General features: G+C 71.0%; 14 protein-coding genes and 2 tRNA genes. 11 read left to right on the top strand and 5 right to left on the bottom strand.

Going from position 1 to position 23,433, the window contains the following annotated elements; genetic code table 11:
- The first annotated feature begins 78 nt into the window (after window positions 1-78).
- Genes AB0878_RS40040 through AB0878_RS40025 form a run of 4 tightly spaced genes read left to right on the top strand, consistent with a single transcriptional unit; the run spans window position 79 to window position 5,928 of the window.
- On the top strand, window positions 79-1,566 hold the full coding sequence (locus tag AB0878_RS40040; RefSeq protein ID WP_366586542.1) for an FAD-linked oxidase C-terminal domain-containing protein: 1,488 nt from the start codon (window positions 79-81) through the stop codon (window positions 1,564-1,566).
- Window positions 1,566-2,837, top strand: coding sequence for an FAD-binding oxidoreductase (locus AB0878_RS40035; protein WP_366586540.1), 1,272 nt, complete (start codon window positions 1,566-1,568; stop codon window positions 2,835-2,837). The genes AB0878_RS40040 and AB0878_RS40035 overlap by 1 nt, the downstream gene beginning before the upstream one ends.
- Entirely contained in the window at window positions 2,838-4,154 is a 1,317-nt protein-coding gene (locus AB0878_RS40030; protein WP_366586538.1) for a heterodisulfide reductase-related iron-sulfur binding cluster, read from the top strand.
- 43 nt (window positions 4,155-4,197) lie between these two features.
- Window positions 4,198-5,928 (top strand): L-lactate permease, encoded by a 1,731-nt coding sequence (locus AB0878_RS40025; protein WP_366586536.1) that lies wholly within the window; start codon window positions 4,198-4,200, stop codon window positions 5,926-5,928.
- 35 nt (window positions 5,929-5,963) lie between these two features.
- On the opposite strand, the gene AB0878_RS40020 is transcribed toward AB0878_RS40025, so the two are convergent.
- Window positions 5,964-6,185 (bottom strand): hypothetical protein, encoded by a 222-nt coding sequence (locus tag AB0878_RS40020; protein ID WP_366586534.1) that lies wholly within the window; start codon window positions 6,183-6,185, stop codon window positions 5,964-5,966.
- Window positions 6,186-6,324: 139 nt separating this feature from the next.
- On the opposite strand from AB0878_RS40020, the gene AB0878_RS40015 reads away from it, so the two are divergent.
- Both AB0878_RS40015 and AB0878_RS40010 read left to right on the top strand, forming a co-directional pair.
- A complete protein-coding gene (locus AB0878_RS40015) occupies window positions 6,325-11,277 on the top strand; it encodes an AAA family ATPase (protein ID WP_366586531.1) in 4,953 nt (1,650 codons plus the stop codon).
- Between the two features lie 190 nt (window positions 11,278-11,467).
- Entirely contained in the window at window positions 11,468-12,466 is a 999-nt protein-coding gene (locus tag AB0878_RS40010; RefSeq protein WP_366586529.1) for a DUF6454 family protein, read from the top strand.
- A 367-nt stretch (window positions 12,467-12,833) separates the two neighbouring features.
- Here AB0878_RS40010 and AB0878_RS40005 read toward each other — a convergent pair.
- Window positions 12,834-12,907, bottom strand: a tRNA-Pro gene (locus tag AB0878_RS40005).
- 108 nt (window positions 12,908-13,015) lie between these two features.
- On the opposite strand from AB0878_RS40005, the gene AB0878_RS40000 reads away from it, so the two are divergent.
- A tRNA-Gly gene (locus AB0878_RS40000) sits at window positions 13,016-13,089 on the top strand.
- Here AB0878_RS40000 and AB0878_RS39995 read toward each other — a convergent pair.
- Window positions 13,041-17,762, bottom strand: a complete 4,722-nt coding sequence (locus AB0878_RS39995; protein WP_366586684.1) for a HAMP domain-containing protein — start codon at window positions 17,760-17,762, stop codon at window positions 13,041-13,043. The genes AB0878_RS40000 and AB0878_RS39995 overlap by 49 nt on opposite strands.
- Window positions 17,763-17,916: 154 nt before the next feature.
- On the opposite strand from AB0878_RS39995, the gene AB0878_RS39990 reads away from it, so the two are divergent.
- The 4 genes from AB0878_RS39990 (at window position 17,917) to AB0878_RS39975 (ending at window position 22,406) form a co-directional block, all read left to right on the top strand.
- Entirely contained in the window at window positions 17,917-19,458 is a 1,542-nt protein-coding gene (locus tag AB0878_RS39990; protein ID WP_366586525.1) for a PP2C family protein-serine/threonine phosphatase, read from the top strand.
- 60 nt (window positions 19,459-19,518) lie between these two features.
- Window positions 19,519-20,079, top strand: a complete 561-nt coding sequence (locus AB0878_RS39985) for a type 1 glutamine amidotransferase domain-containing protein (RefSeq protein ID WP_366586523.1) — start codon at window positions 19,519-19,521, stop codon at window positions 20,077-20,079.
- A gap of 311 nt (window positions 20,080-20,390) precedes the next feature.
- A complete protein-coding gene (locus AB0878_RS39980) occupies window positions 20,391-21,485 on the top strand; it encodes a hypothetical protein (protein ID WP_366586520.1) in 1,095 nt (364 codons plus the stop codon).
- A 96-nt stretch (window positions 21,486-21,581) separates the two neighbouring features.
- Window positions 21,582-22,406 (top strand): SAM-dependent methyltransferase, encoded by an 825-nt coding sequence (locus tag AB0878_RS39975; RefSeq protein WP_366586517.1) that lies wholly within the window; start codon window positions 21,582-21,584, stop codon window positions 22,404-22,406.
- On the opposite strand, the gene AB0878_RS39970 is transcribed toward AB0878_RS39975, so the two are convergent.
- Both AB0878_RS39970 and AB0878_RS39965 read right to left on the bottom strand, forming a co-directional pair.
- The gene (locus tag AB0878_RS39970; RefSeq protein WP_366586514.1) at window positions 22,361-22,888 is read right to left on the bottom strand and encodes a GNAT family N-acetyltransferase; all 528 of its coding nucleotides are present in this window, start codon (window positions 22,886-22,888) and stop codon (window positions 22,361-22,363) included. The genes AB0878_RS39975 and AB0878_RS39970 overlap by 46 nt on opposite strands.
- A 63-nt stretch (window positions 22,889-22,951) precedes the next feature.
- Window positions 22,952-23,433 (bottom strand): aldo/keto reductase (locus AB0878_RS39965; RefSeq protein WP_366586511.1); only part of this gene is annotated, 482 nt, incomplete at its 5' end.

Raw genomic sequence — 23,433 nt, 5'->3', positions numbered from 1 at the left:
GTTTCGGTAGCCAGAGTTTGCTTTCTGTAGCTCGGAAAGCCGTCCGTATCCGCAGTCAAGCGGGCCGGGAGGGCGCGCATGACGACCTACGAACCCCGAGACGTGCGACCAGGGATCGCGGCGCTGGCCGAGCGCCTGCGGGCGGCGTTGGGTCGCGATTCGGTCATCGACGATCACCAGCGGCTGCGCACCTACGAGTGCGACGGCCTCGCGCACTACAAGGTCACGCCCGCGCTCGCCGTGCTCGCGCGGGACACGGCCGCCGTCGTGGAGACTGTGCGCGCCTGCGCGGAGGGCGGCGTGCCGTTCGTCGCGCGCGGGTCCGGCACGGGCCTCTCCGGTGGCGCGCTGCCGCGCGCCGACGGGGTCCTCATCGTCACCTCGCGGATGCGGCACATCGTCGAGATCGATCGCGAGAACCAGCGTGCGGTGGTCGAGCCGGGGGTGATCAACCTGGACGTCTCCCGGGCCGCGAAGCCCGAGGGCTACTACTACGCGCCGGATCCCTCGAGCCAGCAGGTGTGCTCGATCGGCGGCAACGTCGCGGAGAACTCGGGTGGCGCGCACTGCCTGAAGTACGGGTTCACCACCAACCACGTCACCGGGATCACCTTCGTGACCGCCGACGGCGAAGCCGTGCGACTCGGTGGCAAGGCGCCCGACCCCACGGGGTACGACCTGCTCGGGGCCATCGTGGGTTCGGAAGGCACGCTCGGCATCGCCACCGAGGTGACGGTGCGGCTCACCCGGCTGCCGGAAGCGGTCCGCACGCTGCTCGCGGCCTTCCCGAGCACCGACGACGCCGGCGCGGCGGTTTCGGAGATCATCGGTGCCGGAGTCGTGCCCGCGGCGATCGAGATGATGGACGCGCTCGCGATCGAGGCGGCCGAAGCGGCCGTGCACTGTGACTACCCCCGTGGTGCGGGTGCGGTGCTGATCGTGGAGCTGGACGGACCGGCCGACGAGGTCGAGCGGCAGTTCGAGGAGGTCGAGCGGCACTGCCGCACGCACCGGGCCTTCGAGATCCGCATCGCCGAGGACGACGTGGAACGCGCGTTGTTCTGGAAGGGGCGCAAGTCGGCGTTCGCCGCCGTCGGGAGGATCAGTCCCGACTACATCGTCCAGGACGGTGTCATCCCACGCACGGCGTTGCCCGAGGTGCTGCACCGGATGACGGAGCTCTCGCGCAGCAGCGGCGTCCGGGTCGCCAACGTCTTCCACGCCGGGGACGGCAACTTGCACCCGCTGGTGCTCTTCGACGACGCGGTGCCCGGCGAAGCCGAGCGCGCCGAGGAGGTTTCGGGAGCGATCCTCGACCTCTGCATCGAGTACGGCGGATCGATCACCGGCGAGCACGGCGTCGGTTCGGACAAGGCGAAGTTCATGCCGCGGATGTTCACCGAGGCGGACCTCGACACGATGCAGCTGGTGCGCTGCGCGTTCGATCCGGCCGGACTGGCCAATCCCGGCAAGGTGTTCCCGACGCCGCGGCTGTGCGGCGAGGTGCCGGGCCGGCACAAGGGCGCGCATCCCTTGCAGGAAGCCGGAATCGCCGAGGTCTTCTGATGAGCGGGCCCGATCCGGCGGTGCTGGACGCGCTGTGTACGGCGACTGCGAAGCACGCCCGGCCCGCAGAGGCAGGCGACGAGGTCGACGGGATCGCACCGGCCTTCGTCGCGGCACCGGGCAGCACCGCGGAAGCGGCGGAGGTCATGCGGATCGCCGCCGGCAACCGCCTCGCCGTCGTCGCCCGAGGCTCGGGCACGAAACTCGGCTGGGGTCAACGGCCCGCGAAGGCCGACCTGGTCGTGGACACCGGCCGCATGGACCGCGTCGTCGAGCACCGCGCCGGCGACCTCGTCGTCCACGTGGACGCCGGCCTCCGCCTCTCGACGCTGCAGGAGCGCCTCGCCCCCGCGGGCCAGCGGCTCGGGCTCGATCCGGTGCTGCCGCCCGGTGCGGCCGGCTCCGGAACGGCAGGCGGGCTCATCGCGACCGCCGCGTCCGGCCCGCTGCGCTTCTCCCACGGCGCGGTGCGCGACCTGCTCATCGGCATCACGGTCGTCCGAGCCGACGGCGTGGTGGCGAAGGCCGGCGGAAAGGTCGTGAAGAACGTCGCGGGCTACGACCTCGGTAAGCTGTTCGCCGGCTCCTGGGGCACGCTCGGCCTGGTCACCGAGGCGGTGTTCCGGCTGCACCCGCGACCGGTGCTGGCCCGCTGGGTCGTGGTGCCGGTGGACTCGACAGGCGTCGCGTACGAGCGTCTGCGCCGGGTTCTGCACGCCCAGCTCGTGCCGAACGCGGTCGAACTCGACCGCCCGGCCGGCGCGACGGGGACGCTCGCGGTGCTCGTCGAGGGCTTCCCGCAGGGAGTCGCCGGCCGGGTCGGGAAGTTCCTCGAACTGCTCGGGGCCGGCGCCGAACCGCGCGACGCCGCGCCGGAGTGGTGGGGCCGAGCCCCCTGGCAGCGAGACGGCGTGGCCCTGCGCCTCACACACCAGATCACCGGCCTGCCGGCCCTGCTGAACACACTCGACGAGCAGGCGCGGCGCCACCGTCTGCCGATCTCGGCCCGTGGCTCGGCCGGCGTCGGTCTCCTGTACGCCGCGGTGCCGGGTGCCGCCGAGCCCGCCGTGATCGCCGAGCTGGTCCAGGTCTTGCGCGACCGGTCGGCCACCTGGGGTGGGGATGTCGTCGTGCTGGACGCTCCGCCTGCGGTGAAAGCGGCGCTCGACCCGTGGGGGCCGGTACGGGGGTTGAGCTTGATGCGTCGGGTGAAAGACCAGTTCGATCCGGAGCACCGGCTCGCTCCCGGGCGTTTCGCAGGAGGGATCTAGATGTCCGAACCTGCCTTCGATGACCACCACCCGCCGTCCGCGGCGCTCATCGGTGACTGCGTGCACTGCGGGTTCTGCCTGCCGACCTGCCCCACGTACACGTTGTGGGGCGAGGAGATGGACTCGCCCCGCGGGCGGATCTACCTGATGGAAATGGGCCTCGGCGGCGAGCCGATGACACCCGAGATGGTGCAACACTTCGACGCCTGCCTCGGCTGCATGGCCTGCGTGACCGCGTGCCCGTCCGGGGTGCAGTACGACAAGCTCATCCAAGCCACCCGCGCGCAGGTGGAGCGGCGTCACCACCGCCCCGCCCGCGACCGGCTGATCCGCCGCGCGATCTTCAGCGTCTTCCCCTACGCCAAGCGGCTGCACGCCCTGCGCGGCCCGTTGCGGGCCTACCAGGCCACCGCGCTCAGTCGCCGGTTGCGCCGCGGCGGCCTGCTGCGCAGGACATTCCCGGCGCTGGCGGCGCTGGAGTCGCTGGCACCGGAGCTCGAGCCGTTCGAGCAGGTTCCGGAGCGGTCTTCCGCCCAAGGTGCGAAGCGAGGCACCGTCGGCATGCTCCTGGGCTGCGTGCAGCGGGAGTTCTTCCCCGGCGTCAACGCGGCGACCGCCCGCGTGCTGACCGTGGAAGGCTTCGACGTGATCGCGCCCGCCGGGCAGGGGTGCTGCGGTGCGCTGAGTGTCCACAACGGACGGGAGGAAGAGGCGCAAGCATTCGCCCGCAAGCTGATCGACACGTTCGAGGCCGCCGGGGTCGATCAGGTCGTGGTCAACGCCGCCGGCTGTGGTTCGGCGATGAAGGAGTACGCGGACCTCCTCGCCGACGATCCCGCCTACGCCGAGCGCGCGAGAGGATTCGCCGACGGAGTCCGTGACATCACGGAATTCCTCGTGGAGCGGGGAACGGTGGCGACCCGCCACCCGCTGCCGGTCATGATCGCGTACCACGACGCCTGCCACCTCGGGCACGCGCAGGCGATCCGCACGCAGCCCCGCGCGCTCTTGCGGGACATCCCGGAGCTTCTGCTGCGGGAGATCGCCGAAGCCGAACTGTGCTGTGGTTCCGCGGGGATCTACAACATCCTTCAGCCCGAGGCCGCGGGGGAACTGGGCGATCGCAAGGCACGCAACGTTCTCGCCACCGGCGCACCCCTGCTGGTGACGGCCAACCCGGGCTGCCTGATGCAGCTGGCCGCGTCCGCCGAGCGGCTCGGCGCGCAGCTGAAGGTCGCCCACACCGTCGAGGTCCTCGACGCTTCGATCCGTGGCCTGGCAGCGGACGCTGTCGGGCGGTCCCGCTCCGGGGCGTAAGCCGGCAAATCCCCCGTTGTCGTCCTCAACGATGAGGTGACGCATGTACACGCAGATTCTCGATCCCGTTGCGGGTTCACTCGCTTGGTCGTCGCTCGTGGCGGCCATCCCGCTGATCGTGCTGTTCGTCCTGCTCGGCATCCTCCGCATGACGGCGTGGCTCGCGGCGCTGATCTCACTCGCGGTCGCGCTCGCGATCGCGATCTTCGTCTACCCGATGCCGGCCGGCCCGGCGTTCCTCGCGGCGGCAGAAGGTGCGGCGTTCGGGTTCTTCCCCATCCTGTGGATCGTCATCAACGCGATCTGGATCTACAACATGACTGTCCACACCGGACATTTCGACGTGCTGCGTCGCTCGTTCTCGCGGGTCAGTGACGACCAGCGGATCCAGGGTGTGATCGTCGCGTTTTCCTTCGGCGCGCTGCTCGAAGCGCTGGCCGGGTTCGGCACCCCGGTCGCCATCACCAGCGTCATGCTGATCGCGCTGGGCTTCCGGCCCTTGAAGGCCGCGGTGGTCGCACTCGTCGCCAACACCGCACCCGTCGCCTTCGGCGCTCTCGCCGTGCCGATCACCACGCTGGCCACCGTCACCGGCCTGCCGCTGCACGACCTGTCCGCAATGGTCGGACGCCAGACCCCGCTGCTGGGGTTCGTCGTCCCGCTCGCGCTCGTGTTCATCATCGACGGCACCCGCGGCGTCCGCCAGACCTGGCCGGTGGCGCTCGTCTGCGGCGTGGTCTTCGCGGTCGCGCAGTTCGCGATCTCGAACTACGTGAGCGCACCGCTCACCGACATCATCGCCTCGCTGCTGAGCGCCGGCGCGGTCGTCCTGTTCCTGCGGGTCTGGCAGCCGGTCGAGCGGTTCACCGAGACCGGCGCCCCCGAGGTCACCCGCACCGGCGCCGGCACGGACAGGTCCGCGGAGGCGAAGGCGACCTCGACGGCTACGATCGACCGGCAGGCTCCCCGGGCGGGCCGCGACGGTCCACCGCGCGGAGGCGGCGACGGTGACACCGAACCCGGCCGCCGCGACAGCGGCGCCGAGGTGTTCCGCGCCTACTCGCCCTACCTGATCATCATCGCGGTGTTCGGGCTCGCGCAGATCCCGGCGATCCAGCACGCGCTGACCAGCGTCACGCGCACCTTCGCCTGGCCCGGGCTGCACATCACATCCGCGAGCGGGAAGATGTCGACGCTGCCGATGTTCAAGTTCGACTGGCTCGCCGCGGCCGGCACACTGCTCATCATCGCCGGGCTGCTCACGATTCCCGTGATCCGCATCCGGCCCGTGACCGCGCTACGCACCTACTTCGCCACGTATCGCCAGCTCGCTCCCGCGATCGTGACCGTGATGGCCGTGCTCGCACTCGCCTACGTCATGAACGCGAGCGGGCAGACCACGACGCTCGGCACGTGGATGGCCGGCGCCGGCGGGATCTTCGCGCTCATTTCGCCGATCCTGGGTTGGCTGGGCGTCGCCGTGACCGGCTCCGACACGTCGTCGAACTCGCTGTTCGGCGCGCTGCAGGTGGTCGCCGCGCAGAAGGCCGAGCTGAGCGCCACCCTCCTCGCCGCCGCGAACTCCTCCGGCGGGGTGCTCGGCAAGATGATCAGCCCGCAGAACCTCGCCATCGCCGCGGCGGCCGTGGGCATGTCCGGACGGGAGGGCGACCTCTTCCGCAAAGTGTTCCTCTGGAGCGTGGTCTTCCTCGCGGTGATGTGCGTGCTCGTCTACCTGCAGTCCAGCCCTGTGCTCTCGTGGATGGTGCCCTGAACGCGGATGGCGTCGGGTGTGGCCGACCGGTCTTGTCACTGTCGCGCCCGACATGACCGGTGTGGCATTCGTAGGTGGTAAGGCACTGGGCGTTGCGGGGCGGCCTGCGCGGCGCGCTCGTTCCCCTTTTTGTAGTGACGGATGTCCCGCATCAGTCCGTCGATCAGCTCGTCGAACTTCGCATCGTCCGGCCGAAGCCGTTCGAACTGCTTCAGCTCGTCGCCGTTCCAGAGGTACTTCCGCTCCGCCGGGTGCATGAACTGCTCCTCGGCGACCGAGTGGCGAATGAGCTCGCGGAGCGCCGGACGAGAAATCGGTTCACCTTCGCGTGAGGGGGGTCGAAATCGGGCCGGAACAGGTGTAGGCAGGAGTCGCGGTGGGTCGTGGAGGTGTCGGATGGACACTGGTGGGCTGCCGGGGCGGGGTTCGTCCGCGCAGGTGGCCGTGCTGAGCGAGACCGGGCGCACGCGGGTAAGCCGGGTGTTCCTCGGGAAGCGGACTGTGGTGTGCAAACAGCCGCTGGGCCCGGACGCACCCGAGCGGCTGCGGCACGAGCGGGCGATGCTGGAGCGGCTTCGCGGGGTTCCGAATGTCGCCCAGCTGCTGGACGCGCCGCGCTATGCGGGGTCGATCGTGCTGGCGGACGCCGGCGGCCGAAGCCTGGCCGGACGGGCGGAGCCACTTCCCGTCGACGTCCTGCTCGGGGTCGGGCTCGGGGTGGCCCGAGCCGTGGCGGCCATGCACCGGCGCGGGGTGCTGCACCGCGACATCACCCCCGCGAACATCGTGCTTTCCCCCGAGGGCACCCCGTGCCTGCTCGACTTCGCGCTCGCCGCCTCCCTCACCGACCCCGGCCCACCCTTCCCCGGCCACAGCGACATCGTCGGGACACTGGCCTACCTCGCGCCCGAGCAAACCGGGCGGACCGGCCGTCCGCTGGATCAACGCAGCGACCTCTACGCGCTGGGTGCCACGCTCTACGAACTGGCAACAGGCGCGCCGCCGTTCGGCTCCGACAACCCGCTGCGACTGGTCCACGACCACCTGGCCCGGGTACCTGCGCCCCCGGCCGAGGTGAACCCGGCCCTCCCCGCCCCGCTGTCCGAGATCATCGCGCACCTCCTGGAAAAGGAACCCGACCACCGCTACCAGACCGCGGAGGGTGTGGCGCACGACCTGGAACGGTTGCGTGACGCCCGGACCGGGCGCGCGTCGGAACCGATCCCGATCGGGCACCACGACTTCCCGCGCCGGCCCTTCGCCCCGGCACGGCTGGTGGGGCGCGACATCGAGGTGGCCGCGTTGCGGGCGGCGTTCGAGGACGCGCTGACGGGCCGGTGCCGGGGAGTGCTGATCGGCGGTGCGGCCGGAGTCGGTAAAACGGCCCTGGCCCACGAGCTACGGCCGGCGGTCACCAGCCGGGGCGGCTGGTTCCTGGCCGGCAAGTTCGACCAGTACCGGCGCGACCTGGAATTCGACGGGGTGTTCCAGGCGTTCCGCTCGCTCGGCAGGTTGCTCCTGGCCCAGCCGGAGAGCGAGCTGGCCCAGCTCCGGCTACGGATCACCGACGCAGTCGGCCCGAACGCGGGCCTGCTCACCGCCGTCGTGCCGGAGTTCGCCGCCCTGCTGGCCGTGCCGCCCGATCCCGGCGATCTCCTCACCGCACGAGTGCGCGCGCAACACAACAGTGTTCGCATCCTGCGCGCGGTCGCCTCCCCGGACCGGCCGCTGGTGCTGTTCCTCGACGACCTGCAATGGGCCGGCCCCGGCCCGCTCGGCTTCGTCGACCTGTTGCTCGACACCGACCCGATCCCCGGCCTGCTGGTGGTGGGCGTGCACCGGGACAACGAGGGGGAAACGGCACAGCCACCGACGCTGTCGCGGTCACGCGACCGGGCCGGCGTGCGTTACGTGCAGCTGGAGAACCTGCCCACCCCCAGCCTGATCGCCCTGGTCGCCGACATGCTGCACGCCGAAGCAGCCGCCGCGACCGGCCTGGTCGGGGTGATTGCACCGCACACCCGCGGCAACCCCTACGAAACCGTGCAGCTGCTCACCGCGCTGGCTCACCACGGCGTCCTCACCGCGACCTCCGCGGGCTGGCAGTGGGACCCCGCGGTAGTGCGCGCCCGCCTGGGCCCGGCGGAGGGCGGCGACCTGCTGACGTCGCGGATCCGGGCCCTGCCGCCGCCGTCGCGGCAGCTGGTGGAGGCGATGGCCTGCGTGGGTGGGCAGGTCGAGACCGAGGTGCTGCAGACCGCCACCGGCGAAGCGGCCGACGTGGTGGCACAGCGCCTGACTCCGCCCGCCGACGAGGGCCTGCTCGTCCTGGAGCGCGACGCCGTGCGGTTCCGCCACGACCGCATCCGCGAGGCCATCCTGCGCGGGCTCAGTCCCCAGCGGCGAAGCGCCTTGCAACTGGCCATGGCACGACGGCTGGCCCGAGCACCTGACCTGTTCGCGGTCGCCGCCGAGCAGTACCTGGCGGTGCTCGACGCGGTCGAAGACCTCACCGAGCGGCGAGAGGTGACCGAGCTGCTGCAGCGCGCGGCCGGCCAGGCCGCGCTGATCGGCGATCACGCGCTGGTGAACGCGCTCCTGGTGGCCGCGTTGCAGGTGGTCGACCCCGCGCAGACCGCGGTGGCGCTCGAGCTGCGCAGGACCCGGCAGGCGGCGCTGTTCAGCTTGGGCCGCCTGGGAGAGGCCGACGACGAGTACCGGGAGATCGAACGGCTCTGCCCGAGCACACCGGACCGCACGAGCGCGATCGCGATCCACGTGCGCAGCCTCAGCTACCAGGGCCGGTTCGGGGAGGCGATCAGCCTCAGCCTGCAGTCGCTGCGGGAGTGCGGGCTCGACGTCCCGTCGGCGGAGCGGCTCCCCGCCGAAATCGACCGGGGGTTCGCGCTCCTCCACCACTGGCTGGAGCACAGCGACCCCGCCGACGACCTGGCCCGGCCGGATCTCACCGACTCCGTGCTCCTGGACGCGACCGACGTGCTCGACGCGGCGTTCCTGGCGGCCTACTTCGCCGCCGATTTCGCCTCGGTCGCGTGGATCGGGCTGGAAGGCTTGCGGATCTGGATCGACCACGGCCCCGGCCCCACCTTGCTCGGGCCCGCCGGCGCCGCCGCCTACTGCGCCGTGGCGCAGCGCGGCGACTACGTCGGGGGATACCGAGCGGCACAGCGGCTCCTGGCGTGGGCCGAGGCCCGCGGCGCCGAGCCCGGCATGTCGCGGGCGCGCCACCGGTCCGCCCTCTTCAGCTGCTGGCTGGAGCCGATCGAGAACGGAGTCCACGAAGCTCAGCGGGCCCGGGACGGGTTGATCGCCGAGGGCGACCTGACGAACGCCGGCTACACCTTCCTCTTGACAGTGCGGTCCCTGGCGGACTGCGCCCCGTCGCTGGAAAGCCTCCTCGCCGAAGTCGACAGTGGACTGAACTTCGTGCACCGGACCGGCAACGAGCAGACCGGACAGGTGCTCGAGACCTACCGCTGGCTGGCCGACGTGCTCCGCGGCGACAGCCCTGCCGACCCGATCACCCTCGACCGGTTCACCGACAACCCGCTCGCGCTTCTCCACGCGCATCTCGCTCGCGCGATCGCCGCCGCCGTCTCGGGGGATCTGGACAGTCTGATCCGGGAGAGCGCGGCGGGAATGCGGCTGCTCCCGGTTGCCGCCGGCTTCTACCCCACCGCCGTGGTCCGCTCGCTGCACGGGCTGGCCCTCGCCGAGCGCGCCCGCGCGGCCGACGGCGACGAACGCTGCGCGCTGCTGTCCGAACTGGACGAGGTGACGGGCTGGCTGGCCGCCCGGGCCGCGGACGCCCCGGACAATTTCCTGCACCTGCTGCGGTGGATGGAGGCCGAGCGGGCCTGGGCGGCGGGTAATGTGCAGGCCGCCGAGCTGGCGTTCGACGCGGCCCGCAGCGAGGTCTCCCGCCGCGCCAGGCCCTGGCACCGTGCGTTGATCACCGAGCGCGCCGCGCGCTTCCACCTGGCCCGCGGTCTGGACCACGCCGGTCGCGAACTGCTCGCCCAGGCCCATCGGCACTACGCCGCCTGGGGCGCGAGCGCCAAGGTCACCCAACTCGACTGGGCCTACCCCACGCTGCGACGACACTTCGAGGCCAGCCTCGGGCCGGCCCTGAACCAGCCCGGCGAGCTGCTGAATCAACCCGGCGCAGTCACCACGGGCACCCTCGACCTGCTCGGCATTCTCTCCGCGTCCCAGGCACTGAGTTCCGAGACCAGCATCGAGCGCCTGCACGCGCGCGTCGTCGAGGTGCTCAGCGCGATGACCGGGGCCACCGACGTCCGCCTGCTGCTGTGGAGCGACGACCAGCAGAACTGGCTGCTGCCCGAAACCACGGGCACCCCCGGTCACGACCGCGCGGTGCCGATGTCGGTGCTGCGTTACCTCCGCCGGACCGAGACACCACTGGTCGTCGATGACGTCACCCACGATGAACGCTTCGCCCACGACCCGTGCTTCACCGACCTCTCCGGCTGCTCGCTGCTCGCCGTACCCATCCTCAGCCGCGCCGTCCTGCGAGCCGCGCTGCTGCTGGAAAACCGCCTGATCCGCGGCGCGTTCACCGCCGACCGGCTCGACGCCGTCAAACTCATCGCCGGCCAACTCGCCGTTTCCCTCGACAACGCCCAGCTCTACACCCAGCTCACCGCCTCCCGAGCCCGCATCGTCACCGCCGCCGACCAAGCACGCCAACGCATCGAACGCGACCTGCACGACGGCGCCCAGCAACGCCTGGTCACCCTCACCCTCCGCCTGCGCGCGATCCAAGCCGAGATGCCACCGGACACCGGCCACCTCGCCATCGAACTCGACAACCTCGCCGGCGAAACCATCGGCGTGCTGGACGAGCTACGCGAAATCGCCCACGGCCTCCACCCCGGCATCCGGGCCACCGGCGGAATCGCACCGGCCGTCCGCGCTCTCGCCCGCCGCTCGCCGATCCCGGTCGAGCTCGACCTCCACCCGCTGCCACCTCTGCCCGAGCCCATCGAAGTCAGCGCCTACTTCATCATCGCCGAAGCCCTGACCAACGCGGCCAAACACGCACGCGCGTCCTCGGTCGCCGTCACCATCGATCCCGACCCCGCCACCGGCGTCCTGCGCATCACGGTCCGCGACGACGGCGTCGGTGGCGCCGACCTCACCCGGGGCACCGGGCTGCTCGGCCTCAAAGACCGCGCCGAGGCCATCGGCGGCCAGCTCCACCTCGAAAGCCCACCCGGCGCGGGCACCGCCCTGCACGTGACCCTTCCCCTTGCGGGACCGGAGCAGAGATCACCCCGGCCAACCAAGGCACCGTCGTCACCATGACCGGAGCTGACCTGCGGCGGGCGCGGGACCATCCGTGAACCAGCACGTCCGCGACAGCTGCGAAATCAGCCCTACCGGACAAACCGAAGTGGGCCTCTTGGTGAACACCTGATCATGGCTTCAGGCAAGGTTCGCGATCCGATCCGTCCTTCTTCACGAACCGGCCAGACGCCTTCGAGAGCGTCGGCCCATGAGAATCTTCCCCACCAGGTCCGCTGCGGCGCACCCGAGCTCGCGCCACGGCAATCGCACGCGTCTCGCTGTCATCGCGTGCGCGTCCCTCGCCGTGGCCGGCATCGCCTCCACCGCTGTCGCCGCGACCCTGGCCGACCCGGCTCCGATCGAGGTCCAGGCCGGCCCGGCGGCGCAGTCCCCGAAGGACAACGTCAAGACCCCGGGCGCCGACCACCGCGACGCTTCGCTGGTGGCTGCCTTCGAGCAGGTCGACCAGAACACCGTCTGGACCAAGTCCGGCTCCATCCCGCAGACCTGGCAGCCTGCCGGCGTCGACTACGAGCAAGAGGGCTTCAAGTACTACAACGGCCGTTACTACATCTCGGTCTACGACCACACCGCCAACGACGGCCACCTCGTCATCCTCGGCAAGAACGGCACCCTCATCAAGGACATCGCGTTCGTCGACGGCGCCCGCACCCACGCCGGCGGTTTCGAGGTCTACGGCGACTACGCGTATGTCCCGCTCGCGGTCGACTCGCCGCACAGCTCGGCCGACATCCTGCGGATCAACATCAAGACCTACCAGGTCACGACCCTCTTCACGGTCGACTACGACCACGTCGGCGGCGTCGTCTACGACCCGGTGAAGAAGACCCTGGTGGGCCAGAGCTGGGACTCGCGGACCTTCTACGAGTGGACCCTGAAGGGGAAGCTCGTCGGCACCTGGAAGAACCCCTCGGACTACGTCGGCTACCAGGACTGCCAGTACGTGCCGTACGAGAAGATGCTCTGCTCCGGTGCCGCTGAAGGCATCCAGTCCCACGGCGGGTTCGACCTGATCGACCTCGAGGACCCCGACCACGCGATTCTCAACGGCTACCCGACGAAGATCGGCGGCGGCAACGCCAACGAAATCCTCGCCACGCCCACCCCGGACGGTGTCGTGTTGACGCAGTACGCCGCGGGCGATTCGATCGACACCTACACCACCACGGTCCACGAGGCAGGCTAGACCGTGTGCTGCACGGAGGTGGTTGTCGCGTGGCGGATCACCGCCGAGCGGCAGACGATGGCCAACGTGCCGTAACGAGTGGCAGGCTTGGGATGGGTGAGCCCGCGGTCAAGTCCCCGATGGCGAAAATCCCGTACCTCATGGACAGGTCCGCGGTCTCTGTCCACATTGGCTCGTTCATGCGCCCGCCCATCGCTGTCCCCGCCCAGCGATTGCCGGACGCCGCGATGGGGTAGGCGGCGAGCCCGGATGACGACGAATCATCCGGCCTGCGTATAACGGCTTGTACTGAGACGAAAACCGAGACGGCGGGGTCTCTCCACCCGGAGAAGCCCCGCCGTCTCGCTGGTCGAACCAATTGCCTGAGTCGGGATGACAGGATTTGAACCTGCGACCCTCCGCTCCCAAAGCGGATGCGCTACCAAGCTGCGCCACATCCCGATGCCCGCCACCCGCCGGAACGTGGTCCGGAGGGGGTGTGCGGCACCAGCCTAGCCCTCACGCTAAGCTGGGCCAGCCTCCGGGTCCACTGGGTCCCCGAGGGGCGCTGCGGGTGTAGCTCAATGGTAGAGCCCTAGTCTTCCAAACTAGCTACGCGGGTTCGATTCCCGTCACCCGCTCCATATCCGTTCACCTGCGAAGACGAGGCCGCGTCGGCCTCGAGGCGGGTCGCGATCACGTCCAGGAGCAGGTCGGTGTCCACCGGCTTGGTGATGTAGTCGTCGGCGCCCGAGGCGAGGGTGCGTTCGCGGTCCTCGGCGGTGGCCTTGGCTGTGACGGCAATCACGGGCAGGTCCTCGTGCGCAGCCTCGGCACGGATGGCCGCGATGGTGGCGTTGCCGTCGAGCTCGGGCATCATCACATCCATCAGCACCAACGCGGTGTCCTCGTGGCGTTCCAGGGCGCGGATGCCCGCGACGCCCGTGTCGGCGTAGATCACCTCGAGGCCGGCCTGTTCGAGCACCGCGGCGAGGGCGAAGACGTTGCGCAGGTCGTCGTCGACGATGAGGACCTTCTCGCCGTTGAAGCGCTTCGGGGCGCTGTCCGGTTCGGTCACGGTGATCGTGCTCGGCAGGACCGGAAGCTTCGGCTTGGGCCGCACCGGGACGGCGGGCGCGATGAGGTTCGCGGCGCCCACGGGCAGGTACAGCGTGAACGTGCTGCCCTTGCCTGGTTCGCTGCGCACCCGCAGTTCGCCGCCGATGAGTTCCGTGAGCTGCTGGCTGATCGAGAGCCCGAGGCCGGTGCCGCCGTACTTGCGGCTGGTGGTGCCGTCGGCCTGGCGGAACGCGTCGAAGATGATCGCCAGCTTCTCCTCGGGGATGCCGATGCCGGTGTCCTCCACGGCGAACGCGATGATCCCCGCCGCCGACTGCAGCGCCTCCTGCTCGACCTCCTCGGCCGACGCCATGCGGATGTGCAGCCGCACGCCGCCCTCGTCGGTGAACTTGGCGGCGTTGGACAGCAAGTTGCGCAGCACCTGCTGCAACCGGTGTTCGTCGGTGTGCACGCTGCCGGGCACGGGCGGATCGATGCGGACCGCGAACTCCAGCCCCTTGTCCGCGGTGAGCGGGCGGCACAGGGACTCGACGTAGTTCACGAGCTCCGGCAGCGTCACGTCCGACATCTGCAGGTCCATGCGCCCGGCCTCGACCTTCGCGAGGTCGAGGATGTCGTTGATCAGCTGCTGCAGGTCGCTGCCCGCCGCGTAGATCGTGCGGGCGAACTGGATCTGCTTCTCCGTGAGGTTGCCCTCCGGGTTCTCCGACAGCAGCTTCGCGAGGATCAGCGCGCTGTTGAGCGGAGTTCGCAGCTCGTGCGACATGTTCGCCATAAACTCGGTCTTGTACTGCGACGCCACGGTGAGCTGCCCGGCGCGCTCCTCCAGCTCCTGGCGCGCCTGCTCGATCTCGATGTTCTTGACCTCGATGTCGCGGTTCTGCTGGGCCAGCAGCGCCGCCTTCTCGGCCAACTCCGTGTTGGAGCGCCGCAGCTCGCCCTGCTGCGCCTGCAGCTGCTCCGACCGCGCGCGCAGCTCCTGGGCCAGCCGCTGCGATTCGGTCAGCAGCGCCTCGGTGCGCGAGTTCGACAGGATCGTGTTCACGTTGACGCCGATGGTGTGGCGCAGCTGCTCCAGCAGATCCAGGTGCACGGCGGAGAACTCGTTGACCGACGCCAGTTCCAGCACACCGAGCACCTCGCCCTGGAACAGCACGGGCAGCACGATCACGTTCACCGGCGGTGCCGAGCCGAGGCCCGAGGACACCAGCGCGTACTCCGGCGGTGCCTCGCGCACGAGGATCGTCTGCCGGTCGACGGCGGCCTGCCCGATCAGCGACTCGCCGAGCGTGAACCGCAGCCCGGCGCGCGACTGCGCGAGCCCGTAGGCGGCGATGCAGTCGAGCACCTTGCGGCCGGGGTCGCTGCCGTCGTCGTGGGCCAGGAAGAACGCGCCCTGCTGCGCGCTCACCAGCGGCGCCAGCTCCGACAGGATGAGCGTGGCCACGGACGCGAGGTCGCGGTGGCCCTGCATCCGCCCGCCGAGGCGCGCGAGGTTGGTCTTCAGCCAGTCCTGCTCGCGGTTCGCCGACGTCGTCGACTTCAGGTTCGCGATCATCTGGTTGATGTTGTCCTTGAGGTCCGCCAGCTCACCGGACGCGTCCACGGTGATGTGGCGGGTCAGGTCGCCCGCGGTCACGGCCGTGGCGACCTGGCCGATGGCGCGCACCTGGGTGGTGAGGTTGCCGGCCAGCTGGTTCACGCTCTCGGTGAGCCGCTTCCACGTGCCGGACACGCCCTCGACCTCGGCCTGACCACCGAGCTTGCCCTCGGTGCCGACTTCGCGCGCGACACGCGTGACCTCCGACGCGAACGCGGAGAGCTGGTCGACCATCGTGTTCATCGTGGTCTTGAGCTCCAGGATCTCGCCGCGCGCGTCGACGTCGATCTTGCGCGAGAGGTCCCCTCGCGCGACCGCCGTGGTCACCTGCGAGATGTTGCGCACCTGGCTGGTCAGGTTGTGCGCCATGAAGTTGACGTTCTCGGTGAGGTCCTTCCACGTGCCGGCCACGCCGGGCACGCGCGCCTGGCCGCCGAGGATACCTTCCGTGCCGACCTCGCGCGCCACGCGCGTGACCTCGTCGGCGAACGCGCGCAGCGTCTCGACCATGCTGTTCAGCGTGGCCGCGAGCGCCGCGACCTCACCGGCGGCGTCGATGGAGATCTTCTTCGACAGGTCGCCGTTGGCCACCGCGCTCGCCATGGTCGCGATGCTGCGGACCTGCTCGGTGAGGTTGTCGGCCATGCCGTTGACGTTGTCGGTGAGGTCCTTCCACGTGCCGGCCACGCCGGGCACGCGCGCCTGGCCGCCGAGCTTGCCCTCGGTGCCGACCTCGCGGGACACCCGCGTGACCTCGTCGGCGAACGCGGAAAGCTGGTCCACCATCGTGTTCAGCGTGTTCTTGAGCTCCAGGATCTCGCCGCGCGCGTCGACGCTGATCTTCTGCGTCAGGTCGCCCTTCGCGACCGCGGAGGTGACCTGCGAGATGTTCCGCACCTGGTCGGTGAGGTTGTTGGCCATGAAGTTGACGTTGTCGGTGAGGTCCTTCCACGTGCCGGCCACGCCGGGCACGGTCGCCTGACCGCCGAGCTTCCCCTCGGTGCCGACCTCGCGCGCGACTCGCGTGACCTCGTCGGCGAACGCGGAAAGCTGGTCCACCATCGTGTTCAGCGTGGTCTTCAGCTCGAGGATCTCGCCGCGGGCGTCCACCGCGATCTTCTTGGTCAGGTCGCCGCGCGCCACGGCCGTGGCCACCTGCGCGATGTTGCGGACCTGCGCGGTGAGGTTGTTGGCCATGAAGTTCACGGACCCGGTCAGGTCGCGCCAGATGCCGGCGACGCCGGGGACCTGTGCCTGGCCGCCCAGCATGCCTTCCGTGCCGACTTCGCGCGCCACGCGCGTGACCTCGTCGGCGAAGGCGGAGAGCTGGTCGACCATCGTGTTCATCGTCGTCTTGAGCTCGAGGATCTCGCCGCGCGCGTCGACGGTGATCTTCTGCGTCAGGTCGCCCTTCGCCACGGCGGTGGTCACGTGGGAGATGTTGCGGACCTGGTCGGTGAGGTTGTCGGCCATCTGGTTGACCGAGTCGGTGAGGTTGCGCCAGGTGCCGGCCGCGCCCGGCACCTCGGCCTGGCCGCCGAGCCGGCCGTCGCTGCCGACCTCGCGGGCGACGCGGGTGACCTCGTCGGCGAAGGCGGAGAGCTGGTCGACCATCGTGTTGAGCGTGGTCTTGAGCTGCAGGATCTCGCCGCGGGCGTCGACGTCGATCTTCTTGGTCAGGTCGCCCGCCGCGACCGCCGTGGCGACCTGCGAGATGTTGCGGACCTGGTCGGTGAGGTTGTCGGCCATCAGGTTCACCGAGTCGGTGAGGTCGCGCCAGGTGCCGGCGACGCCGGGCACCCGGGCCTGGCCGCCGAGCCGGCCCTCGCTGCCGACCTCGCGCGAGACGCGCGTGACCTCGTCGGCGAAGGCCGAGAGCTGGTCGACCATGGTGTTGATGGTGGTCTTGAGCTCGAGGATCTCGCCGCGGGCGTCGACGTCGATCTTCTTGGTCAGGTCGCCGCGCGCCACGGCGGTGGTGACCTGGGCGATGTTGCGGACCTGCTCGGTGAGGTTGTCGGCGAGGAAGTTCACGGAGTCGGTGAGGTCGCGCCAGGTGCCGGCCACGCCGGGGACCTCGGCCTGACCGCCCAGGCGGCCCTCGCCGGCGATCTCGCGCGAGAGGCGGATCACTTCGGCGGCGAAGCGCGAAAGCTGGGCGAGCAGGCCGTTCACGGTCTTCGCGAGGTCGGCGTACTGACCCTGCAGCGGCTTGCCGTCCAGCTGCAGCGCCATCGGCTGCGACAGGTCGCCCTCGGCCACGGCGCCGAGCACCCGGTCGAGCTCCACCACGGGCTTGCTGACGTCCTCGATGAGCCCGTTGACGGTCTCGACGGCGGTGGTCCAACCACCGGGGCCGATCTCCGCGCGCACGCGCTCGGTGAGCCGGCCCTCCTGCCCGACGGCGCCGCGCACACGCATGAGTTCCGTCACGAGCCGCTGGTTGCGCTCGGCGATGTCGTTGAACGCGCCCGCGAGCTGAGCTGCGATCCCGTCGCCGCTCGCCACGAGCCGACGGCGGAAGTTGCCTTCGCCGAGGTCACGGACGGCGGCCAGGAGCCGCTCCAGCGCGGCCGCCTCACCGGCGGGGATGCCCGTGCCACCGGTGATCTCGTCCCGCTCGGAACCGGTTGTCATCTGTGCCGACCCTCTCCACCACGCGTGTGCCAGCCATGGTCGTCGACCCAGCGTGCCACGGTTCGCCCTACACTTCGAGCCAGTCCGCCCGCTCACGCTGTGCCAACCTTGTACTGACGACAAGTCGGTCGACCCGGAGGCAGGAGGTTCGTGCATGGTGTCACGGCCCGCTCCGGCGTCGGCCCTGCCACCCGGCGCCGAGCTGCCCGAGTACGGGGGGTTCTGGCGTTCGGTGCTCGAAGACGTGCGGGACCCCGTGTTCGTCCAGGACCCGGCCGGCGCTGTGCGCTGGGCCAACGCGGCCGCGCGCACGCTGGCCGCCGAAGGCCCGCCCGTGCTCGACACCGTGACGGAGACCACCGGCCGCATCGACCTCGGTGAGGTCCGCCGCGCCGCGCACGTGCGTGCGCTGCCCGAGGGCTGGCGCGTGTGGACCGTGGTCGACGACAGTCCTCGCCGTCCTGAGGAGTTCCTCGCGGAAGCCGGTCCGAAACTCGCGGCGGCCCGCGGCCGCCACGGCACGGCGCGCGTGATCGCCGAGCTGGCCGCGTCGGCGCTGGGCGACTGCGTGTTCGTGCTGCTGCCGACCACCCGCGGCCGCTGGGAGTGGTGGAGCTGCGAGGACCACGGCGCGCCCGGCCACGGCCGCATCCGGCGGGTGCCGGCGCAGCACGCGCCGGCCGTGGCCGAGACCTTCGCGGCCGTCGGCCCGCCCGAGGTGCGCGTGGTGCCGGCCGCGGAGGTGGCGACGATGCCCGCCGCGGTGGCCGAGCGGTTCTCCGGCCACGCCGAGGTTTCGGTGGTGTCGCTGGGCGTCGACGAGGGCGGCGTCACGGGCGCGGTGCTGATCGGGCGGCGCTCGGAACCGGCGTTCGGCGCCGGGCAGCCGCGGGCGATCGAGGCGTTCGCCACGGCCGCGGGCACGGCGCTGGCCAACGCGCAGCGCTACGCGCGTCAGGAAGAAGCGACGCGCGGCCTGGAGACCACGCTGAAGCCGACCCCGCCGGCCGAGGTCGAGGGCGCCACCTTCGAGCTCTGGTACGAGCCGGCCGGCGGCGTTCTCGGGGTGGGCGGAGACTTCTACGACGTGCTCGCCCGCGACGACGGCAGCGCGTTCGTGGTGGTCGGCGACATCTGCGGCAAGGGCGCCGAGGCGGCCGCGCTCACCGGCCGCGTGCGGCATTCGCTGGCCGCGCTGCAGCTCGTGGAACGAGACGGGCGCACGATGCTGCGCCTGCTCAACGAACTGCTCATCGCCGGCGGCTCCAACCGCTTCGCGACGCTCGTGCTCGGCTCGGTGGTGCCGGCGGAGTCGGGGCTCGACGTCACGCTCGCCTCGGGCGGGCATCCGGCGCCGCTCGTGCTGCGCCGCGACGGCGGGGTCGAGGAGGTGAGCGTGCCGGGCACGCTCGTCGGGATCTCGCCGCAGGCCCGCTTCGCCGAGGCGACGGTGCACCTCGACGAGGGCGACGTCTGCCTGCTCTACACCGACGGCGTCACGGAAGCGCGCAACCGCACGGAATCGGCCGAGCTGTTCGGCGACGAGCGGTTCCACAGCGTCCTCGCCGACTGCGTCGGACTCCCGGCGCACCGGGTCGTCGCGCGGCTGCGCGAGGCCGTGCGCGCGTGGCTGGGCAACTCCGGCCACGACGACATCGCCGTGCTCGCGATCGAAGCCGCGACACGCGCGGATTGAGCGGTCCGCCACGCGGGTAGCCGGGGACCAGTCACTTGGACCCGGATGGAGGGAAACCCGATGGGGAACGCACTTCAGGGCCGCAAGGTGGCCATCCTGGCCGCCGACGGCGTCGAGCAGGTGGAGCTGGAACAGCCGCGCAAGGCGGTCACCGCCGAAGGCGCGACGGCGGACCTGGTCTCGCTCGCCGACGGCGAGATCCAGGCCATGAACGGCGACATCGACAAGGGCGCCACGTTCCCGGTCGACCGGCTCGTCGCCGACGTCTCCGCGGACGACTACGACGCCCTCCTGCTGCCCGGCGGCACGATGAACCCCGACAACCTGCGCCGCGACCCGGCGGCCGTGCGATTCGCGGGCGACTTCGTGCGCGCGGGCAAACCCGTCGGCGTGATCTGCCACGGACCGTGGACGCTCGTGGAGGCCGACGTTCTCCGCGGTCGCACGCTGACGTCGTTTCCCAGCGTGCGCACGGACATCCGCAACGCGGGCGGCACTGTCGTCGACGAAGAAGTGGTGGTGGACAACGGTCTCGTGTCCAGCCGGAACCCGGACGACCTGCCGGCCTTCTGCGCGAAGGTGATCGAGGAGTTCGCCGAGGGGCGCCACCCGGTCGGCTGAGGCTTGTCATCGACACGCGCAAAGCAGTGGCGCTCTTCCGGTCCGCGGGGGACCCTTGATGGGTCCGAGCCGTGCGATCCGGGAGGAGGTGACGCGATGACAGTGCATTCGAGGCGATACGGCCGGTGGTGCCGGGAGCACTTCGACACGCCCGCCCCTGCCGGGGACAAGGCCGTGAAGGAGGTTCAGGTTCCTCAGCCGGAACCTCCGGGGCCACCCGCGCCTCCGGCGCCGCGGAAGCCGAAGGGCTGAATTCCGCGCCGTCCGGGGGCAGGCGGGCAACCTGGGTGAGAGCCGGACGTCTGCCGATCATGAAATCCACCCGGTGCGCCGCCGTCGTCGCGGCCGCACTCGCCGTGCTGGCCCTCGTCCCTGCCTCCGCCACCGCCGCTCCTGCCGTTCCCGCCGGCTTCGCGCCCGCGTCCACGAGCTGGACCGGGCCGGAGCACGGCTTCGTGCTCGGCTACACCGACTGCGGCGAGCCGGGCTGGTGCCCGGTCCTGCTCGCCACGACCGACGGCGGCGCGCACTGGCGGCGGCTCGGCGCGCCGCCGATGTCGTTGCCGGACAACCACAACCACGTCCGGCTCGTCGCCGCGAGCACTGAGCATCTGTACGTCACCGACGGTTCCCGCATCCTCGCCACCCGCGACGGCGGCCGTCACTGGTTCACCGTCCTGGTCGCCGGCGGCGGGCAGCGGTACGTGTCGGCGCTGGCCGAGACGGGCGGGCGGATTTTCGCCGTGGTCACGAGCAATTCGTACGGCAACACCACGTCCGTGTACTCGGGCCCGGCGGGCGGGCCGGTGCTGGCGCCGCTGCCGGGGTTCGAGGTCACGGGCGGGATCACCTACGGCGATGTGGCCACCGCGGGCGGGGTGCAGATCGCGCTGGGCGCCGACTACCGCACCGAGGAGTACTGGACTTCGCGGGACGGTGTCGTGTTCACGCCCGCTTCGCCGCCGTGCCCGTCGGGGACCACGGCGTCGCTGGGCGGGGTGCGGGCTGGGCAGGTGATCGCGTTGTGCAGCAGCAGCCCGGGTTCACCGCAGCCGGGTTCGTCGGAGCGGCGGATGTGGCGCGCGCCGAGGCTGGGCGGCACGTTCAGCGGCACGGCCTACGCGCCGGCCGTCGGCATCACGCAGGGCTTCGGCGCGGCGACCGCCGACACCGCGACCGTCGCGGCCGAGGGCGGCGGCGACGGCTTCCTCCACCACACCACCGACGGCGGCCACACGTGGACCACCGCGGTGCTGTCTGATCGGGGCGTGGGGCTGTCGGATCTGGCCTTCGTGGGCGACGGCGTCGGCGTGGTCGTCGACGGCCTGCCGGACGCCGAGAGCGGCTCCGCTGTGTATCGGACGACCGACGCCGGGAGCACGTGGGTAGAACTCTCGTTCTCCTGAGCGTTACTGCAGGTGGAGCAGGCTGCGGGGAGTGGGTTCCCGGGGTGAACCCGGTGTCGTACCCTGTGCACTGTCCGTGGCGCGAAGGGGGCAGTGGTGGTTTCGGGGACCTCGACGCGCTTCGACCACGACCGGCCCAGCCTGGCCCGCCTGTCCGACGCTCTGCTCGGCGGCTGCGACCACTACGAAGCCGACCGCGTGATGCTCCAGCGCCTGCTCGCCGTCGCCCCGGGCGCCCAGGCCATGGCGCGCGAGCACCGCGAATGGCTCATGCGCGTGGTCCGCCACCTCGCCGCCGACCGGGGCATCGACCAGTTCCTCGACCTCGGCTCCGGCATGCCCACGGCGGAGAACACCCACGAGGTCGCCCAGCGCCACAACCCCGACGCACGCGTGGTGTACGTCGACAACGACCCGGTCGTCCAGGTCCACGGCCGCGCCGTCCTGGAGACCAACGACCGCACCCACGTCTCCGGCGCCGACCTCACCGACCCCGGCGCCACCCTCGGCGACCCCATCGTCTACCGCCACCTCGACTTCGACCGCCCGATCGCCCTGCTGCTGTGCTCGATCGTCCACCACATCGACAACCTCGACCGCGCGCAGTTCATCGTGCGCAGCTACGTCGACCAGCTGGCCCCCGGCTCGTACCTCCTGCTCACCCACCACTACACACCCCCCGCGGACCCCCCTCGCCAGGCCCTGGCGCACCTCATCGACTCGACCTTCCAGGGCACGGGCCTCGGCACGGTGCACCGCTCGCGCGAGGAGATCGAGTCGTTTTTCACCGGGCTGGAGCTGCTGGAGCCGGGCCTGGGCCCGCTGCACGAGTGGTGGCCGGACGGTCCGAGGATGACTCCGTTGGGGGATCTGAACTACCTGACGTTGGGTGGCGTGGCGAGGAAGCCGGAGTCTTCCTGACGGTTTTCCCTGGCGTAGTGGACCACCGGCCAGACCTGGCCACCGACCTCCTTCGTGGGCGGGCCTTCGACGCGGCCGAAGTCGGCGTGCTCGGCCACCCGCCGCGAAGCGACGTTGTCGGCGTGCGTCCAGAGGCGGATCTCGGTGCCGGGCCACGCGGCGCTCACCCGGCGGCACAGCTCGGCGAGCGCGCGCCGTGCGACTCCGCGGCCTCGCGCGGAGGCTGCCACCCAGTAACTGACCTCGGCGACGGCACCTCTGCGCTCCGCCGCGACGTTGGCCAGCCGTTCGCCGGACCCGGCGGCGATGGCGACGAAGCCGAGGGCGTTCTCGTTGTGGCGCAACGCCTCCAGCGCGCGCCGGAACTCCGCGACCGTCAGCGTCGCCCGTTCCGTGGTGAAGCGCAGCGTGTCGGGGTCTTGCACCTGCGCGACGTACCACGCCGCGTCGTCGGGCAGCCAGTCCCGCAGCTCGATCTCCATACCGCACCGTAGAACGAAAAACGGGCGGCTCCCACGTGGGAAGCCGCCCGTTTCAACACGATCTCACGCCACGTCGAACGTGTCCGGGTCCGGACCCGTGCGCAGGCCGCGGTCGAGCGCGGACAGGCTCGCCACCTCGGCGTCGGTGAGGGTGAAGCCGAAGACGTCGAAGTTCTCGGCCACGCGGGAGGGCGTGACGGACTTCGGGATGACCACGTTGCCCAGCTGCAGGTGCCAGCGCAGGACGACCTGGGCCGGGGTGCGCCCGTGTGCGGCGGCGACGTCGGCGACGGCCTGCTCGCCCAACAGGTCGCCGCCCTTGGCCAGCGGGCTCCAGGCCTCCGTGGCGATGCCGTGGTCGGCGTGGAAGGTGCGCAGTTCCTGCTGCACGAGGTACGGCGACAGCTCGATCTGGTTCACGGCCGGCACCACGCTGCCCTCGTCGAGCACGCGGCGCAGGTGCGCCGGCTGGAAGTTGGACACGCCGATGGCGCGCACGCGGCCGTCGGCGTAGAGCTTCTCCAGCGCCTTCCACGTGGCGACGT

Source organism: Amycolatopsis sp. NPDC047767 (assembly GCF_040704195.1).
GTDB lineage: Bacteria > Actinomycetota > Actinomycetes > Mycobacteriales > Pseudonocardiaceae > Amycolatopsis.
Note: the sequence above shows the minus strand (reverse complement) of the source record. Positions and strands in the feature narration are given on the sequence as shown.

Coding starts and splice junctions, on each gene's coding strand:
- AB0878_RS40040 (WP_366586542.1), top strand. CDS start 79: ATGACGACCTACGAACCCCGAGACGTGCGACCAGGGATCGCGGCGCTG.
- AB0878_RS40035 (WP_366586540.1), top strand. CDS start 1,566: ATGAGCGGGCCCGATCCGGCGGTGCTGGACGCGCTGTGTACGGCGACT.
- AB0878_RS40030 (WP_366586538.1), top strand. CDS start 2,838: ATGTCCGAACCTGCCTTCGATGACCACCACCCGCCGTCCGCGGCGCTC.
- AB0878_RS40025 (WP_366586536.1), top strand. CDS start 4,198: ATGTACACGCAGATTCTCGATCCCGTTGCGGGTTCACTCGCTTGGTCG.
- AB0878_RS40020 (WP_366586534.1), bottom strand. CDS start 6,185: ATGCACCCGGCGGAGCGGAAGTACCTCTGGAACGGCGACGAGCTGAAG.
- AB0878_RS40015 (WP_366586531.1), top strand. CDS start 6,325: ATGGACACTGGTGGGCTGCCGGGGCGGGGTTCGTCCGCGCAGGTGGCC.
- AB0878_RS40010 (WP_366586529.1), top strand. CDS start 11,468: ATGAGAATCTTCCCCACCAGGTCCGCTGCGGCGCACCCGAGCTCGCGC.
- AB0878_RS39995 (WP_366586684.1), bottom strand. CDS start 17,762: ATGACAACCGGTTCCGAGCGGGACGAGATCACCGGTGGCACGGGCATC.
- AB0878_RS39990 (WP_366586525.1), top strand. CDS start 17,917: ATGGTGTCACGGCCCGCTCCGGCGTCGGCCCTGCCACCCGGCGCCGAG.
- AB0878_RS39985 (WP_366586523.1), top strand. CDS start 19,519: ATGGGGAACGCACTTCAGGGCCGCAAGGTGGCCATCCTGGCCGCCGAC.
- AB0878_RS39980 (WP_366586520.1), top strand. CDS start 20,391: ATGAAATCCACCCGGTGCGCCGCCGTCGTCGCGGCCGCACTCGCCGTG.
- AB0878_RS39970 (WP_366586514.1), bottom strand. CDS start 22,888: ATGGAGATCGAGCTGCGGGACTGGCTGCCCGACGACGCGGCGTGGTAC.